This window comes from Parahaliea mediterranea, from assembly GCF_017255185.1.
Taxonomy (GTDB): Bacteria; Pseudomonadota; Gammaproteobacteria; order Pseudomonadales; family Halieaceae; genus JAFKCZ01.
In genome coordinates this window covers 129,343-145,832 of sequence record NZ_JAFKCZ010000003.1, presented here as the reverse complement: position 1 = coordinate 145,832, position 16,490 = coordinate 129,343, and the positions used below count along the sequence as shown (strand labels likewise).

The window sequence follows — 16,490 nt, the reverse complement described above, 5'->3', positions numbered from 1 at the left end:
AGATGACAAAGGAAATTCTGTTGGTGGCAGAAGCCGTATCGAACGAGAAGGGTGTCTCCGAAGACATCATTTTCGAAGCGATCGAGCTCGCCCTGGCGACGGCAACCAAGAAACGGTACGAAGAAGACGCCGACATCGAAGTGACCATCGACCGCGCAACCGGCGACTACGAGACCATGCGTCGCTGGCTGGTGGTACCCGACGACGAACTGGCGCTTCTGGGTACCCAGCTCACCACCGAGGAGGCCGCAGAGAAAGACCCGAACCTCAAGCCCGGGGACGTCTACGAGGAGCAGGTGGAAAATGTCGGCTTTGGCCGCATCGCCGCGCAGACCGCCAAGCAGGTGATTGTGCAGCGCGTGCGCGACGCCGAGCGCGCCCAGGTGGTGGAACACTACATGGACCGCGTGGGCGAACTGGTTGCAGGCACCGTGAAGAAGGTGACCCGCGACAACGTCATCGTCGATCTTGGCAACAACGCCGAGGGCCTGCTGCCGAGGGACCAGCTGGTGGGTCGAGAGACTTTCCGCGTCAATGACCGGGTGCGCGCCATCCTCACCGAGATCAGCACCGAGACCCGCGGTCCGCAGCTGATCCTCAGTCGCGCCTGCCCGGAAATGCTGATCGAGCTGTTCAAGATCGAGGTGCCGGAGATTTCCGAGGAAGTCATCCAGATCCGGGCCGCCGCCCGCGACCCGGGCTCTCGTGCCAAGATCGCCGTCAAGACCAACGACCAGCGTATCGATCCGGTGGGCGCCTGCGTCGGCATGCGCGGCTCCCGCGTGCAGGCGGTGTCCAACGAGCTGGACAACGAGCGCGTGGATATCGTGCTGTGGGACGATAACCCGGCGCAGCTGGTGATCAACGCCATGGCCCCGGCGGAAGTCGAGTCCATCGTGGTCGACGAGGACAGCGGCACCATGGACGTGGCGGTGTCCGAGGACAACCTGGCCCAGGCCATCGGCCGTTCCGGCCAGAACGTGCGCCTGGCCAGCGAGCTGACCGGCTGGACCATCAACGTCATGAGCACCGAGGAAGCGGCGGAGAAGCACGAGGCCGAGTCCGGCGCCGTGATCCAGACCTTCATGGATCAGCTCGACGTGGACGAGGACGTGGCCGAGATCCTGGTGGAGGAAGGCTTCACCTCACTGGAGGAAGTGGCCTACGTACCGCTGGAGGAGATGACCGCGGTGGAAGGCTTCGACGAGGATATTGCCGAGGAATTGCGCGCCCGCGCCAAGGATGCCCTGTTGACCCAGGCGATTGCATCCGAGGAACAATTGGGCGCCAACGAGCCAGCGGAAGATTTGCTGAACATGGACGGCATGGACCGTCACCTGGCCTATATCCTGGCCAGCCGCGATGTTGTCACCATGGAGGACCTGGCGGAACTCGGCGTGGAAGACCTGATGGATATCCCGGAAATGACGGAAGAACGAGCGGGCGAACTGATTATGACGGCCCGCGCACCCTGGTTTGCGGAGGAAGCAGAGTAGGGCCTCGAACGAGGCAGAACCACCGCAAACAGGGCAACGGGATTAAGGAGATTATTGAATGGCGCAGGTGACAGTACAGCAACTCGCAGAAACTGTGGGAGCCTCCGTAGAACGTCTGCTAACGCAGATGAAGGACGCAGGCCTGCCGCACCAGAAAGCGGGTGAGGTGGTGTCCGAGGAAGACAAGCAGACACTGCTGAGCCACCTCAAACGCAGCCACGGGGAGTCCACCGCGGCGCCCAAACGCATCACACTGAAGCGCAAGACCATCAGTACGCTGCGCACGTCCGGCTCCCAGGGCAAGAAAACCGTGAACGTGGAAGTGCGCAAGAAGCGCACCTACGTCAAGCGCGATCCTGAAGAGTTGCGCGCCGAGGCCGAGGCCGAGGAAGCGCGGCTGGCGGAGGAGGCCGCCGCCGAGGAGGCGCAGCAGGCGCCGGAGCCGGCCGCGCCCGCTCCTGAGCCGGAGATCGCAGCGTCCGCTGAACCGGAACCCGCGCCGGAGCCGGCCGCGCCCGAGCCGGAACCCGAACCCGAACCCGAGCCGGAACCGGAACCGGAACCCGAGCCGGAACCGGAGCCTGCCGCGCCAGAGCCAGAAAAGCCGGCCGCGCCAGAGAAAGAAGACATCCTGGAACTGGATCCGGAGATTCTGCGCCAGCGCGCCACCGAGCGCCGCAAGAAGAAGGAAGCCGAGGAGGCTGCCGCGCGCAAGGCCGCGCTGGAGGCGAAGAAAGCCGAGGAAGAGCGCCAGAAGACCGAAGCCGCGGCCAAGGCCGTGCGCGAGAAAGAGAAGGAAGCCAAGCGGCCCAAGCGTCTGCACGAGGCGCCGACGACCGCGCCGAAGGATGAGCAGGGCCGCCGCAAGTCCGCTGGTAAAGGTCGGCTGGACCGCCCGGCAGGGCGCGGCAAGCAGCGTGGTCACAACCTGTCGCTGAGCGACCTGGAAGCGGCGGAGTCCGGTATCGGTCGCCGCCGCGGTGGCCGCCGCAAGATGAAGGGCGCCCACGCCGAGCACGGCAAGCACGGTTTCGAGATGCCCACCGAGCGCCAGGTACACGAGGTGGAGCTGGCTGACATGATCACCGTGCAGGGCCTGGCCCAGCAGATGAAGGTCAAGGCCGGCGAGGTGATCAAGGAGTTGATGAAGCTTGGCGTGATGGCCAACATCAACCAGATGATCGACCAGGACACCGCGACCCTGGTGGTTGAGGAGATGGGGCACTCGGTCAAGTTGATCAGCGCCGACGCCCTGGAAGAAAGCCTGGAGGAAACCCTGGCGCAGCACGAGGGTACTCCGGAGCCCCGCGCGCCGGTGGTTACCGTGATGGGTCACGTGGACCACGGCAAGACCTCGCTGCTGGACTACATCCGCAAGAGCCATGTCGCCTCGGGCGAGGCCGGCGGCATTACCCAGCACATTGGCGCCTACCATGTGGAGACCGGCCACGGCATGATCTCCTTCCTGGATACCCCGGGACACGCGGCCTTTACCGCGATGCGTGCCCGCGGCGCCAAGAGCACCGATATCGTCATTCTGGTGGTGGCCGCCGACGACGGCGTGATGCCGCAGACCGAGGAGGCGGTGCTGCACGCCCGCGCCGCGGGAGTGCCGTTGATCGTGGCGGTGAACAAGATCGACAAAGAGGGCGCCGATCCCGACCGGGTGAAAAACGAACTGTCCGCCAAGGATGTGATCCCCGAGGAGTGGGGTGGCGACACCCAGTTTATCCCTGTCTCCGCCCACACCGGCGAGGGCATCGAGGCCCTGCTGGACGCGGTGTTGCTGCAGGCCGAACTGCTGGAGCTGCAAGCGCCCCGCGACGTGCCGGCCCAGGGCATCGTCATCGAGTCGCGCCTGGACAAGGGGCGCGGTCCGGTCGCTTCGCTGCTGGTACAGAGCGGCACTTTGCGCCAGGGCGATATCGTACTGGCCGGCCTGCAGTACGGCCGGGTGCGCGCGATGCTCGACGAGAACGGCCAGCCCGTCGGCGAGGCCGGCCCCAGTATTCCAGTGGAAATCCTGGGCCTGGACGGCACGCCCGACGCCGGCGACCAGTTCGCCGTGGTGGAGAACGAGAAGCGCGCCCGTGAAGTGGCCGACTTCCGCCAGGAGAAGAGCCGCGACAGCAAGCTGCAGCGTCAGCAGGCGGCGAAGCTGGACAACATGTTCGAGAGCATGACCGCCGGCGAGAAGAAGACCCTCAACGTGGTGGTCAAGGCCGACGTGCGCGGCTCTCTGGAGGCTATCCAGACCTCGCTGCTGGACCTGGGCAACGAAGAGGTTCAGGTGAACATCGTGGCCGGTGGTGTCGGCGGGATCGCCGAGACCGACGTCACCCTGGCGATGACTTCCAATGCGGTCATTTTCGGCTTCAACGTGCGCGCCGACAACGCCGCCCGCCGCCTGATCGAGAGCGAGGGCGTGGACCTGCGTTACTACAACGTGATCTACGACCTGATCGACGATGTGAAGCAGGCCCTGTCCGGCATGCTGGCACCGGAGATGCGCGAGGAAATCGTGGGCATCGCCGAGGTGCGGGACGTGTTCCGCTCGCCGAAGTTCGGCCTGATTGCCGGCTGCATGGTGACCGAGGGTACTGTGTACCGCGCCAAGCCGATTCGTGTGTTGCGTGACAACGTGGTGATCTACGAGGGCGAGCTGGAATCCCTGCGCCGCTTCAAGGATGACGCCAGCGAGGTGCGCAACGGCATGGAGTGCGGTATCGGCGTGAAGAACTACAATGACGTGAAGGTCGGTGACCAGATCGAAGTGTACGAAGTGAAGGAGATCGCCCGCTCCCTGTAGTGGTGAGTAGCGGCGAGCCGGCGAGGGTCCCGAGAGGTCATGGCAAAGGAGTACAACCGCACCCAGCGCGTTGCCGATTACCTGCAGCGCGAACTGGCCGCCCTGATCCAGCGTGAGCTGCGGGATCCGCGTATTGGCATGGTCAGTATTACCGGGGTGAACGTCAGTCGCGACCTGGGCTACGCCAAGGTGTATTTCACCTGTCTCGGTGCCGACTCCACGGAGGAGGCAGCCGGGTCCGCCGAGGCGCTGAACCACGCCGCCGGTTTCCTGCGCGCGCAGGTGTCCCGCGACAGCAACATGCGCAGCGTGCCCCAGTTGCGCTTTTACTTCGACACCAGCGTGGGCCGCGGTCGTGACATGGAGGCGTTGATTCGCAAAGCCGCGGACGCCGATCGTGAACTCGGCCTGCGCGACGACGATGTCGAGTCCGGGGAGGGGAATTAGTGGCCCGGCGTCGTCGCGGCCGCCCGGTTGACGGTATCCTGGTCCTGGACAAACCCGGCGGGGAGAGTTCCAACCGGTCCCTGCAGCAGGTCAAACGGCTGTATTTTGCCGCCAAGGCCGGACACACTGGAAGCCTCGACCCACTGGCCACCGGCGTACTGCCCTTGTGTTTTGGCGAGGCCACCAAGTTTTCCCAGTACCTGCTGGACGCGGACAAGGCCTATCGCAGTACCTTTGTGCTGGGTGTCGCCACCGCCACCGGAGACGCCGAGGGCGAAATCCTGAGCGAGGCCGATGCCTCGGCGATCGACGAGGCGCGGGTGAGGGCGGCTCTGGAGTCGTTCCGCGGCGAGATCGAGCAAGTGCCGTCGATGTATTCGGCGATCAAGCAGGACGGTCAACCGCTGTATAAGCTGGCCCGGGAGGGGCGCGAGGTCGAGCGCAAGGCGCGCCGGGTCACCGTGCACAGCCTGGAACTCACGGCCTTCCGGCCGGGCGAGCGGGCCGAGGTGGACATCGAGCTGGCCTGCAGCAAGGGTACGTATGTGCGCTCCATCGCCGAGGACCTGGGGGCGGCCCTGGGCTGCGGCGCCCATGTCAGCGCCCTGCGCCGCACCAAGGCGGGACCCTTTACGCTGGCTGACAGCGTGAGCATGGAGACGCTGGAGTCGCTGAAGCAGAATGACCAGCTGGCCGAGATGGACCGGCTGCTGATGCCCGCCGATATCGCCGTGGAGGGCATGCCCCTGGTTCGCCTGACCGAGTCGGCGGGCTTCTACATACGCCAGGGCCAGCCGGTTCTGGTGCCAAACGCGCCCTGTAATGGTATGGTGCGCGTCGCCCTGGAGAGCGGTGAGTTCCTGGGCGTGGGAGAGATATTGGACGACGGGCGCGTGGCGCCGCGTCGGCTGATAGTCAGCCGGTAATCGGTATTGCCGGCGGCACAGAGCGAAACCTGTCTGTAGATCTGCACGGACAGGCTTCTTCATTCATACGCGGTGCCTGAAACGGGCCCGCCCAGGCAGATTCAACAGAGGAATTGAGTAATGGCATTAAACGCTGAACAGAAAGCAGAAATCGTCAAAGAGTACCAGGTGTCCGAGGGCGACACGGGTTCCCCCGAAGTACAGATTGCGCTGCTGACGGCAAATATTGAGCAGCTCCGGGACCACTTCGCCGAGCACAAGCAGGACCACCACTCGCGCCGCGGCCTGATCCGCATGGTGAACCAGCGCCGCAAGCTGCTGGACTACCTCAAGCGCAAGGAAGTCACTCGCTACGCCGAGTTGATCAAGCGACTGGGTCTGCGTCGATAAGCTGCACCACATACCGGGGCCCTTGCGCCCCGGTTGTCATGTATAGAATTGGAGAAAAATTGTGAATCCAGTAACCAAGACATTCCAGTACGGTGACCAGACCGTCACTCTGGAGACCGGCCGCATCGCCAGGCAGGCGACCGGCGCGGTATTGGTCACCGTTGAGAACACAGCGGTCCTGGTGACCGTGGTGGCCGAGAAGAGCGCGAAGGAAAACCAGCCCTTCTTTCCCCTGTCGGTCCACTACCAGGAGAAAACCTACTCCGTGGGCAAGATCCCCGGCGGCTTCTTCAAGCGCGAAGGGCGTCCCAGTGAAAAAGAGACGCTGACCTCCCGCCTGATCGACCGTCCCATCCGCCCGCTGTTCGCCGATGGCTTTATGAACGAAGTGCAGGTGGTGTGCACGGTGATGTCCGCCGACAAGCACATTGATCCGGACATCCCCGCGATGATCGGCACCTCCGCCGCGCTGGCGATTTCCGGCGTGCCCTTCAACGGCCCCATCGGCGCGGCCCGCGTGGGCTTCAACGAAGCCAAGGGCTACTTCCTGAACCCCACCTACGAACAGCTCAAGGACAGCAAGCTCGACATGGTCGTGGCGGGCACCAATGAAGCGGTACTGATGGTGGAGTCCGAGGCCAAGCAGCTCAGCGAAGACCAGATGCTGGGCGCGGTGCTCTACGCCCACCAGGAAATGCAGGCCGTGGTCCAGGCGGTGAGCGAGCTGGCCGCCGAAGCCGGCAAGCCGCGCTGGGACTGGCAGCCGCCGGCGGTAAACGAGGAACTGCTGGCCGCGGTGGAAGCACAGGTGAAAAACGACCTGGGCGAAGCCTACCGCATCACCGAAAAGGCCGCACGCTACGATCGCGTGGGCGAGATCCGCGAGGCCTGCGTGGCCGCGCTGGCGGTGGAAGGCGGCCCCTCCGGGGACGAGGTCAAGGACATCTTCAAGAAGGTGGAAAAGACCCTGGTACGCAAGCGCATCCTGGCGGGCGAAGCGCGCATCGACGGTCGCGACAACCGCACCGTGCGCCCCATCGCCTGTGAAGTGGACGTGCTGCCCAAGGTGCACGGCTCCGCGCTGTTCACCCGCGGCGAGACCCAGGCCATCGGCGCCGTGACCCTGGGCTCCACCCGCGACGCACAGATCATCGACGCACTGGAAGGCGAGCGCCGCGATCCCTTCATGCTGCACTACAACTTCCCGCCCTATTCCGTGGGCGAGGCCGGCCGCATTGGCTTTACCGGTCGCCGCGAAATCGGCCACGGCCGCCTGGCCCGTCGCGGTCTGGCCGCGGTACTGCCCGGCGAAGAAGCCTTCCCCTACACCGTGCGCATGGTCTCGGAAATCACCGAATCCAACGGCTCCAGCTCCATGGCCTCCGTGTGTGTGGGCTCCCTGGCGCTGATGGCCGCCGGCGTGCCGCTGAGCGCACCGGTAGCCGGTATCGCCATGGGCCTGGTGAAGGACGGCAACCAGTTCGCCGTACTGACCGACATCCTCGGCGACGAGGACCACCTCGGCGACATGGACTTCAAAGTGGCCGGTACCGCCGAGGGCGTGACCGCGCTGCAGATGGACATCAAGATCGAGGGCATCAACGAGCAGATCATGGAGATCGCCCTGCAACAGGCCCTGCAGGCCCGCCTGCACATTCTGGGGCAGATGAACACCGTACTGCCGGCGGCCCGTGAGGTGACCTCCGAGAACGCGCCCAGCATGGTCACCCTCAAGGTCGACTCCGACAAGATCCGCGACATCATCGGCAAGGGCGGCGCCACCATCCGCTCCATCACCGAAGAGTCCGGCGCCACCGTGGACATCGACGACGACGGCACTGTGCGCGTGTTCGGCCAGGACCAGGCCGCCCGCGACAAGGCGGTGGCGCTGATCGAGGAAATCACCGCCGAGGCGGAAGTCGGCGCGGTGTACACCGGCAAGGTTGCGCGCATCGTCGATTTCGGCGCTTTCGTCAACATCCTGCCCGGCAAGGACGGCCTGGTGCACATTTCCCAGATCGCCAACGAGCGCGTCGAGAATGTCACCGACCACCTGAGCGAAGGCCAGGAAGTGCGGGTCAAAGTGCTGGACGTCGACCAGCGCGGCCGTATCAAGCTGTCCATCAAGGAACTGCTCGAGGACGAGGCCGCCGAGGCCCCGGCCCAGGAATCCGCCGATTCCTGATCCGCGCGGTATCTATCGCGAAATTCAAGGGCGCCATCCGGCGCCCTTTTTCGTTGTGCGCCAGGCATGGCGCGTAGCGCCGTGACTGGCTGTTCCGGTACATGTGGTGGTTTTTGTTGGCATCTTTTTGAGAGGCGGCCTCGCGGCCGCTGCATCGTGCCCCGGCAGGCGGTGTCTCTTTTGTTCCGCTCCGGGGGGCTTGCGGCGCGTCTGCCTCTTTATTGTTTGGGTGGCGAGTTGCTCCTAACTTCGAATGGCCTGAGTGCCGGGCATGGCTTGGGGGCTCCGTAACTTCGGTAGTCCGCCGGAGGGTGCTGCGGTCGCGTTGCCGCCAAGCCGATGCGGTGTTCGCACCGACTCCCCTGCGCTGCACAAAAGAGACACCACCCACCGCGACCCAACGCGGGGGACGCTGACGATTCGTTCAATGCAAATTTCGCCGCATTCCGTGTAGGGTCGAATTTATTCGACCATTCACCGACCGTTCGCCAACCATTCCCGCTTGACCGCTTAACAGTCACGCCGTACCGTATCGGCCTTTTCTCCCCCACACGGAGCCGTGTTCATGAACCGCGTTATTCCCACCCTGCTACTGGCCGTCGCCCCCTCGCTGGCCCTTGCCGATATTTTCGCCGTCAAGGCCGGTGCCGCCGCCTGGATGGTCGAGGGGGACGGTCCTGGCTATGGCAGCGATGCCGAGCAGCAACTGTCGCTGAGCGCGGCATTGGAGCACCCCATCCCGCTGATCCCCAATGTCAAGTTGCGCTACTGGGACTACGCCGAAAGCGACCGGGGCAGGGATCTGGAACTGACGACGCTGGACGCGGTGTTGTACTACGAGATACTCGATAACCCGGCCATTGACCTGGATCTCGGCGTCAGCGCCACCAACTACAGCGATGGCCGGGCCCCGGGCGGGCGGAAATTCGAGGGTTGGTTGCCCCAGTTGTACGGCGCGGTGCGCGTGCCGGTACTGGGCAGCGATCTCGGCCTGTACGCCGAGGGTACCGCGACCAACTGGGACGACAGCAGCGCCTACGACTTCGAGGGGGGCGTGGACTACCTGCTCGACCTGCCGGTATTGGACCTGTCGTTCCGCCTGGGCTATCGCCAGGTCGAAAACGATTTCGATGACTTCGACGACTTCAGCGGCAAGCTTGAATTCAGCGGCTGGAGTCTCGGCGTGCTACTGGACCTGTAGGCGCGAAGGCGCCTATTCAGGCGCCTCCATCGGCGGGTAGCCCCGCCGGTTCCGCATCCAGTTAATGCCCCGCAAGACGCCGGGGCTCAGCGCGAGTTTGCGTTCCAGCCGGTATTTACCGGGAAAGTTCATCAGCGCAAGGCCCGCCAGCAGGGTCAGCAGGCCCTGCCCGGGCGTGAACAGCATGACCACGCCGAGCAGGGCCAGCACCAGGCCGATGCAGTTCTTGAGTACGATCAGGATCAGGTTGAGCAGCGCGTAGGGCGTGGCCTGGTGCCAGGCCGTGCGCCGCGGCCGGGTAAAGTAGTCCGCCGGCAGCCGGGTAACCGCCCAGGGCAGGGCGAGCAGCGTGCCCGCCAGCGCGACCAGCGAAATCACGCTGGCCCACACCAGCATCGTTTCCCAGTTTGGCCACTCCGTCATATCTGGATTGTAGAGCCCGAGAGTGCGGTTTGAACAGCCGTGGAGTTTCGCGATATCGCCAAAGCTCCCGCGCTGAAACCGCTGTTGAGGTTCAGCGCGCGGCCAGCATGCCCCAGTCGGATGCCGGATTCACCGCCAGGCGCACGTTGTCGATCAGACGGGTGTCGCCGAGGCGGGCGGCGGCGAGGATGGCGATTTCCTCGGTGTGCTCGTCCACCGCGCGCAAGGTGCGGGCGTCGCGGATGGCGAAATAGTCGGGCTCGAAGCCGGCCTGCAGCAGCTGCATGCGGGCGTGGGATTCGAGTTGCAGGAAGTTGTCGAAGCCGCAGGCGATGGCCTCGCGACAGGTGGTGAGTGTTTCGTGAATGACCGGCGCTATTTCGCGCTGGGCAGCGGTGAGGTAACCGTTGCGCGAGCTCTTGGCCAGGCCGTCACAGTCGCGGGCGGTGGCCACGCCCTCGATGCGGATCGGCATGCACAGATCCTCGACCATCTTGCGAATGATGGATAGCTGCTGGAAGTCTTTTTCGCCAAACACCGCCACGTCTGGCTGCACCATGTTGAACAGCTTGTTGACGATGGTGGTGACGCCGTTGAAGTGGCCGGGGCGACTGCTGCCGCAGAGGGTCTCGGACAGGTCGGGCACCTGCACCTGGGTGTGTTTGTGCATGCCCTCGGGGTAAATCTCCTCCACACCCGGGGCGAACAGTACCTGTGCCCCCTCGCTGAACAGCTTCTCCTTGTCCGCGGAGAGTGTGCGGGGGTAGGCGTCGAGGTCTTCGTTGGCGCCGAATTGCAGCGGGTTGACGAAAATACTCACCACCACGATGTCACACAGGGCGCGCGCCCGGCGCACCAACTCGAGGTGCCCCTCGTGCAGGTTGCCCATGGTGGGAACAAATGCGATGGAATTGCCTTGTTGGCGGTATTCCCGGAGGCCGGCGCGCAATTGCGCGGTGGTGGCGTAAGTTCGCATATCTACCGTATCCCTTGCAGTGGAATGGGTGACGCTAAACCAATCGTCGGTCTATTTACTGGGGGCGCTATGCCGACGCCCTCACCCTGTCCGGCATTCTCCGTGTCGGTGGGTGAGGCAGTATGCCCCATGCGTGTGTTACGGGCAATGCATTTTCAGCAAATTTTAATTGGCGGGTGTTACCAAAGGAAGCACATCACCAAATGGAATAAGTGAGTGTTTGCTTACCTTGGGGGCCTTTAATATGCGAGGTTGTGCCGTGGAGGGGGCTGGCCGAGGCAGTCAGCTGTAACTGTGCTCGTCGCTGGGGTAGGCTCCCGCCTTCACCGCCTCGACGAAGGCGCGCAGCGCGCCCTGCACGCTGCCTTGCTCCGCCATGAAGTTTTTCACGAAGCGCGGCACGTGGTCCGACAGCCCCAGCAGGTCGTGCAGAACCAGCACCTGGGCGTCGGTGCCGGCGCCCGCGCCGATGCCGATTACTGGTATATCCAGCTTTTCGCTGATGTCGGTGGCCAGGTGCGCGGGCACGCATTCCAGTACCAGCAAGCTGGCGCCGGCGTCCTGGATTTCCACCGCGTCGGCGAGGATGGATTTGGCGCCCTTGGGCGTGCGGCCCTGGACGCGGTAGCCGCCGAACACGTTGACCGACTGGGGGGTGAGGCCCAGGTGGGCGCACACCGGGATGCCCCGCTCGACCAGCATGCTGATGGAGTCGCTGAGCCAGGTGCCGCCCTCGAGTTTGACCATTTGCGCACCGGCCTGCATCAGGCGGGCGGCGTTGACCATGGTGTCCTCGGGGGTGCCGTAGGTCATGAAGGGCAGGTCGGCGATCACCAGCGAGTCGGGGCGGGCGCGGGCGACGCACTCGGTGTGGTAGACCATGTGGTCGATGCCCACCGGAATGGTGCTGCCGTGGCCCTGCACGACATTGCCCAGGGAGTCGCCCACCAGGATGGTCTCGGCGCCGGCCTCGCTCACCAGGCGGGCGAAGGTCGCGTCATAGGCGGTGATGCAGACAAATTTTTCCCCGGCGGCTTTCATCTTGTCCAGGGTGCTGATGGTGATCTTGCCCATGGCCGGTTATCCAAAGAAGGTGGGATTGAAGTAGTGGCGGCCGCTGCGAATATCCAGCAGGTAGTCGACCAGGTGCCGGTAATCGTGCTCGCCGCCCGCGAGATCTATTTCGCTGGCGTTCACGATCAGTAGCGGAGCGCCATCGTAATACAGAAAAAACTCGCTGTACACTTCGTTCAGGCGCTCTAGGTAGTCGCGTTCCACGCCCTGTTCGAAGGGAATGCCGCGTTGCTCGATGCGCGACAGCAGCACGTCGGTCGAGGCCTGCAGGTAAATCACCAGGTCCGGCGGCGGCGCATCGATGGTGAGCTGCTGGTAAACGCGTTCGTACAACTGGAATTCGTCGGGCTCGAGGTTGATGCGGGCGAACAGCGGGTCCTTGTCAATCAGGAAATCGGCCACCCGTAACGGTTCGAAGATGTCGCCCTGCCGCAGGTCCTGGATTTTCTCGGTGCGCTGGAACAGGAAGAACAGCTGAGTCGCCAGGGCCGCCTGTTTGCGGTTGCGATAGAAACGCTCGAGGAAGGGGTTATCCTCGGCCTGTTCGAGCAGGGTCTGGTAGTTGAAACTGGCGGCCAGGCGTTTGGCCAGCGTGGTCTTGCCCACGCCAATGGGGCCCTCGACCGCGATAAACCGGGGTGGCGTGCGCCCCTTGAGGTCGATATTGATGGTCGTGCTGTCACCGCTCAAGCTGCGACTCCTGGTGTGCGGGGCCCGGGCCCTAGTGGGTTTTGAGGCGAATGCGCGTGCGTTCGAGTCGCGCGTCGGGGCAGCGCCCGACCACGGAACCCAGTTCCTCGCCGTCGGGCAGCCGCAATGCGGGGTTGCAGATGTCCGCCAGTGGAACCAGGACAAAATTGCGCCCGGTCATCTCGGGGTGGGGCACCTGTAGCCGGGGCAGGTCGATGCGCTGGTCGCCGTAGAGCAGGATGTCGAGATCGATGGTGCGCGGCCCCCAGCGCTCGCCCCGCTGGCGCCCCTGGCGATCCTCAATGGCCTGCAGTGCGTCGAGCAGGGCCAGGGGTTGCAGGTCGGTGATAACCGCGAGTACGGCGTTGAGGTAATCCGGCTGTTCCCCGGGGCCGACCGCGGCGGAGCGGTATACGGGAGAGGCGGCGGCCAGGCGCAGGCCCTCGATGCGGCTCAGGGCGGTCACGGCCTCTTGCAGTTGGGATTCGGGCTCGTCGAGGTTGCTGCCCAGGGCGATGTAGCAGGTGATCATGAGGTGGTATTGCTGCGCCGCCGCCTGCGCGGGCGCCGCCGGCGGCCGCGAGGCGCGCTGTCGTCGACGATCTGTTGCAGTTGCTGGTTTTCCGGCAGGGTCTGGAACTCGGTCCACCAGGCGCCCACGTCGCCGGTGTCCTCGCCGGCTTCCTCGCGCAGCAGCAGGAAATCATACGCCGCGCGGAAGCGCCGGTGCTGTACCAGCTCCGCCGCCTTGCGACCGCGTCGCTCGAGGCGCAGCTGCAGCTCCCAGATGTCGCGCATCGGCATGCTGAAGCGCTTGGGGATGCTCATCGACTGCACCGCGCGGGCGACGACCTGCTGGGTGGCGCTGTGCAGGGCGGGCACCGGGGGCTCGCCGGTCGCCTGCAGGTTGCGCGACAGCTCGCCCACCGCCGGCCACAGCAGCGCCGCCAGCTGGAAGGCGGGAGTGACCGGCTTGTCGTCGCGGATGCGCGAGTCGGTACTGGCCATGGCGGCCCGCGCCAGGGCCAGGGCGGTGCCGCCTTCCTCCAGCAGGTGACTGCTGTCGGGGAACAGGTACTGCAGCAGGCGGTATTCCAGCAGCAGTTCCAGGGTGCGCTCGGCGCGACCGGTCAGGAACAGCTTGAGAAATTCGTCGAACAGGCGCGCCGCCGGAATTTCACCGAGCAGGGGGGCGCACACGGGGATGGCCGCCGCGGTTTGCGCGTCGATGCTGAAATCCAGCTTGGCGGCGAAACGCAGCACCCGCAGCATGCGCACCGGGTCCTCGCGGAAGCGTTGCTCCGGGTCGCCGATAATACAGATGCTGCGCCGTTCCAGGTCCTCGAGGCCGTGTACGTGATCGAACACCTCGAAGGTGCCGCTGTCATAGTACAGGGCGTTGACCGTCAGGTCGCGGCGCACCGCGTCTTCCTCGAGGGTGCCGTAGACGTTGTCGCGCAGCAGCAGCCCGCTGGCGGACTGGCGCGCGTGGGCGCCGCCCTCGCCGCCGTTGTCGTGGTGGCCGCGGAAGGTGGTGACTTCGATGACTTCGCGGCCGAAGCGTACGTGGACGATGCGAAAACGGCGGCCGATGATGCGGGAATTGCGGAATAGGGCGTGGACTTCCTCGGGGGTGGCGTCGGTGGCCACGTCGAAGTCCTTGGGATGGCCGCCCAGGAGCAGGTCGCGAACCGCGCCGCCCACCAGGTAGGCCTGGTAGTCGCTGTTGCGCAGGCGCGACATGACCTTGAGGGCATTATCACTGATGTTCTTGCGGGATATGCAGTGCTGATCCCTGGGAATGACCTTCAAGCGCGCCGCCTTGTGCATGGGTTGACGGTGCGCAGTCTAACACAGTTGCCCGCGTCCCGTGCCAGCGGGGCGAAGCTCTTGGGGAGGGAAGAATAAGACGGGGAAAACAGCCGTTTTCCCCATCCAGGTCTCAACCGAGTTATTGTTATGCGCTAGCCGGTATTATTGTTATTTGGCAGGCATCGGAACCAGAAGCTGCCAAATGTCAGTTCTCGCGGCCCGGTGTCGCGGCCGCCGTGGGTATATCCCCGGGATTGCCGTCGGCGACAGTCGCCGGGCCCCTGCGGGTATTCCCGTAAGAAAGGAACGATGGGGAAGTAGCCTTCCCCAACCAGGTCCATAGTGAATGCTATTATTTTTATTACAGCAGATTTTTATTTTTATTGTTGTAGCTGCCTATAAGAGTGCAGGCTGTGTGCCAGTTTTTGCAAAAACCTTTAAAAACAATGAGTTAAAAATTTTGGAGGGCACCGGTTTCGTGCGCGGTACAGATAGTTGTTACCTTTTTACTCCGGCTTTTGTTACAGCTTCGTGACGGGGTAACGCTCAGCCGGCGGCTTTTTTGCGTCGTCCGGCGCCAGTGGCGCCGCTTTTTTTCCGAGGAATATCAAAGCGCTGGCGGCGCTCCCACAGGCACTTGCGGCTGATGCCCAGTTTTTGTGCCAATTCGGTCTCGCTCATGGAGTCCTGGTGTTCCAGGACGAAACGCTGGAAGTAATCTTCCAGCGACAGGTCTTCCTGGGGGTCGGAGCTGATATTGCGGGGTTGCTGCGGGGCGCTGCTCTTTATGCCCTCGCCGCGGATGCGGTTGATATTGACCAGTTCCAGGTCGATGCCCAGCGCCTCGTTGTCGATCTCGTCGCCTTCGGAGAGCACTACCGCCCGCTCGATGGCGTGCTCCAGTTCCCGCACGTTGCCCGGCCACTGGTAGGTGGTGATGGCCTGGATCGCCTTGGGCGACAGCTGCATGGAGTTTTTGCCGAGCCGCTCGATCTGCGTCTCCAGCATGCGCTCGGCCAGGTGCAGGATGTCCTTGCCGCGTTCCCGCAGGGGCGGCAGCGACAATCGCAGCACGTTGATACGGTAGTAGAGGTCCTGGCGGAACTGGGACTCGGCGGCCAGCGCCTGGAGATTGCGGTGCGTGGCGCAGATCAGGCGTACATTGACCTTGCGCGAGGTCACCGAGCCGATGCGGCGGATCTCCCCCTCCTGGATGAAGCGCAGCAGGCGGGCCTGGGCCTCCATCGGCAATTCGCCGATCTCGTCGAGGAACAAGGTGCCGCCATCGGCGGCCTCGATCAGGCCCATGCGGCTGGCGTTGGCGCCGGTGAAGGCGCCCTTCTCGTAACCGAACAGCTCGGATTCAATCAGGGTGTCGGGGATCGCCGCGCAGTTGACCGATACCAGGGTCTTGTCGGCGCGCTTGCTGTATTGGTGCACGCTGCGCGCCACCAGTTCCTTGCCGGTGCCGGTTTCGCCGAGCACCAGTACCGTGGAGTCGGTGGGCGCCACTTTCTTGATACTGCGGAACAGTGACTGCATGGCGGGGCAGTTGCCGAGCAGGCCGGTGTCACGGGGCGAGCCGGGTTCGCGGTGTTCGCGGGCCGCGTCGCGCGCGCTTTCGGCGCGGGGGGTGGGGTGGTCGGCGATGATGCGCTCCACCGCGCCCAGCATGTCGCTGTGGTCGAAGGGTTTGGCGATATAGTCCACCGCGCCCATGCGCATCGAGTCCACCGCCGAGCGCAGGCTGGCGTAGCTGGTCATGATCAGCACCGGAACTTCGCCGGCCTTCTTGATCAGGTCGGTGCCCGGGGCACCCGGCAGGCGCAGGTCGCTGATGATGAGGTCGAAATCATTGAGGTTGTGCCGCGACTCCGCCTCCTGCACCGAGGCCGCCTCCGACACGTTGTAGTCGTTACGTTCCAGCAGCCGCCGCAGGGCACTGCGAATGACCGATTCGTCTTCGACTACCAGTATTTTTGGCATGGGTGTTACCTTGTGCAAGACGGTGACACAACATACCCCGCGACCCGCCAATTTTCCAGTCGTCGCGAGATTCGC

General features: G+C 64.3%; 15 protein-coding genes. 8 read left to right on the top strand and 7 right to left on the bottom strand.

Translation table 11 applies throughout. From position 1 onward, the window contains the following. Positions 1-2 precede the first annotated feature (2 nt). From nusA to JYP50_RS04240, 7 genes are all read left to right on the top strand, one after another. Positions 3-1,496: a transcription termination factor NusA gene (gene nusA / locus JYP50_RS04270; protein ID WP_206559238.1), complete on the top strand. Its 1,494-nt coding sequence runs from the start codon at positions 3-5 to the stop codon at positions 1,494-1,496. A 58-nt stretch (positions 1,497-1,554) separates the two neighbouring features. After that, on the top strand, positions 1,555-4,305 hold the full coding sequence (gene infB, locus JYP50_RS04265; RefSeq protein ID WP_206559237.1) for a translation initiation factor IF-2: 2,751 nt from the start codon (positions 1,555-1,557) through the stop codon (positions 4,303-4,305). Between the two features lie 39 nt (positions 4,306-4,344). Then, positions 4,345-4,752 (top strand): 30S ribosome-binding factor RbfA, encoded by a 408-nt coding sequence (gene rbfA / locus JYP50_RS04260; RefSeq protein ID WP_206559236.1) that lies wholly within the window; start codon positions 4,345-4,347, stop codon positions 4,750-4,752. Continuing rightward, positions 4,752-5,678: a tRNA pseudouridine(55) synthase TruB gene (truB, locus tag JYP50_RS04255; RefSeq protein WP_206559235.1), complete on the top strand. Its 927-nt coding sequence runs from the start codon at positions 4,752-4,754 to the stop codon at positions 5,676-5,678. The genes rbfA and truB overlap by 1 nt, the downstream gene beginning before the upstream one ends. Positions 5,679-5,798: 120 nt before the next feature. Continuing rightward, a complete protein-coding gene (gene rpsO, locus JYP50_RS04250; RefSeq protein ID WP_206559234.1) occupies positions 5,799-6,068 on the top strand; it encodes a 30S ribosomal protein S15 in 270 nt (89 codons plus the stop codon). 61 nt (positions 6,069-6,129) lie between these two features. Continuing rightward, complete coding sequence (pnp, locus tag JYP50_RS04245; protein WP_206559233.1) at positions 6,130-8,253, top strand: polyribonucleotide nucleotidyltransferase; 2,124 nt, start codon at positions 6,130-6,132, stop codon at positions 8,251-8,253. 565 nt (positions 8,254-8,818) lie between these two features. Further along, entirely contained in the window at positions 8,819-9,454 is a 636-nt protein-coding gene (locus JYP50_RS04240) for a TIGR04219 family outer membrane beta-barrel protein (protein WP_206559232.1), read from the top strand. 12 nt (positions 9,455-9,466) lie between these two features. On the opposite strand, the gene JYP50_RS04235 is transcribed toward JYP50_RS04240, so the two are convergent. The 6 genes from JYP50_RS04235 to pcnB form a co-directional block, all read right to left on the bottom strand. Beyond that, entirely contained in the window at positions 9,467-9,877 is a 411-nt protein-coding gene (locus tag JYP50_RS04235) for a PGPGW domain-containing protein (protein WP_206559231.1), read from the bottom strand. 91 nt (positions 9,878-9,968) lie between these two features. After that, positions 9,969-10,853, bottom strand: coding sequence for a pantoate--beta-alanine ligase (gene panC / locus JYP50_RS04230; RefSeq protein WP_206559230.1), 885 nt, complete (start codon positions 10,851-10,853; stop codon positions 9,969-9,971). Positions 10,854-11,135: 282 nt separating this feature from the next. After that, positions 11,136-11,927, bottom strand: a complete 792-nt coding sequence (gene panB / locus JYP50_RS04225; protein ID WP_206559229.1) for a 3-methyl-2-oxobutanoate hydroxymethyltransferase — start codon at positions 11,925-11,927, stop codon at positions 11,136-11,138. A 6-nt stretch (positions 11,928-11,933) separates the two neighbouring features. Next, positions 11,934-12,617, bottom strand: coding sequence for a deoxynucleoside kinase (locus JYP50_RS04220; RefSeq protein ID WP_206559228.1), 684 nt, complete (start codon positions 12,615-12,617; stop codon positions 11,934-11,936). 31 nt (positions 12,618-12,648) lie between these two features. Beyond that, positions 12,649-13,149 (bottom strand): 2-amino-4-hydroxy-6-hydroxymethyldihydropteridine diphosphokinase, encoded by a 501-nt coding sequence (gene folK / locus JYP50_RS04215; RefSeq protein WP_206559227.1) that lies wholly within the window; start codon positions 13,147-13,149, stop codon positions 12,649-12,651. Continuing rightward, positions 13,146-14,429: a polynucleotide adenylyltransferase PcnB gene (pcnB, locus tag JYP50_RS04210; protein WP_241262818.1), complete on the bottom strand. Its 1,284-nt coding sequence runs from the start codon at positions 14,427-14,429 to the stop codon at positions 13,146-13,148. Before pcnB ends, folK begins: the two co-directional genes overlap by 4 nt. A gap of 346 nt (positions 14,430-14,775) precedes the next feature. On the opposite strand from pcnB, the gene JYP50_RS04205 reads away from it, so the two are divergent. Beyond that, positions 14,776-14,964: a hypothetical protein gene (locus JYP50_RS04205; protein ID WP_206559225.1), complete on the top strand. Its 189-nt coding sequence runs from the start codon at positions 14,776-14,778 to the stop codon at positions 14,962-14,964. A gap of 11 nt (positions 14,965-14,975) precedes the next feature. Here the strand turns inward: JYP50_RS04205 and JYP50_RS04200 are convergent, their stop codons facing one another. Beyond that, positions 14,976-16,415 carry a sigma-54-dependent transcriptional regulator gene (locus JYP50_RS04200; RefSeq protein WP_206559224.1) on the bottom strand — a complete coding sequence of 480 codons (1,440 nt, stop codon included), beginning with the start codon at positions 16,413-16,415 and terminating at the stop codon, positions 14,976-14,978. Positions 16,416-16,490: the final 75 nt, after the last annotated feature.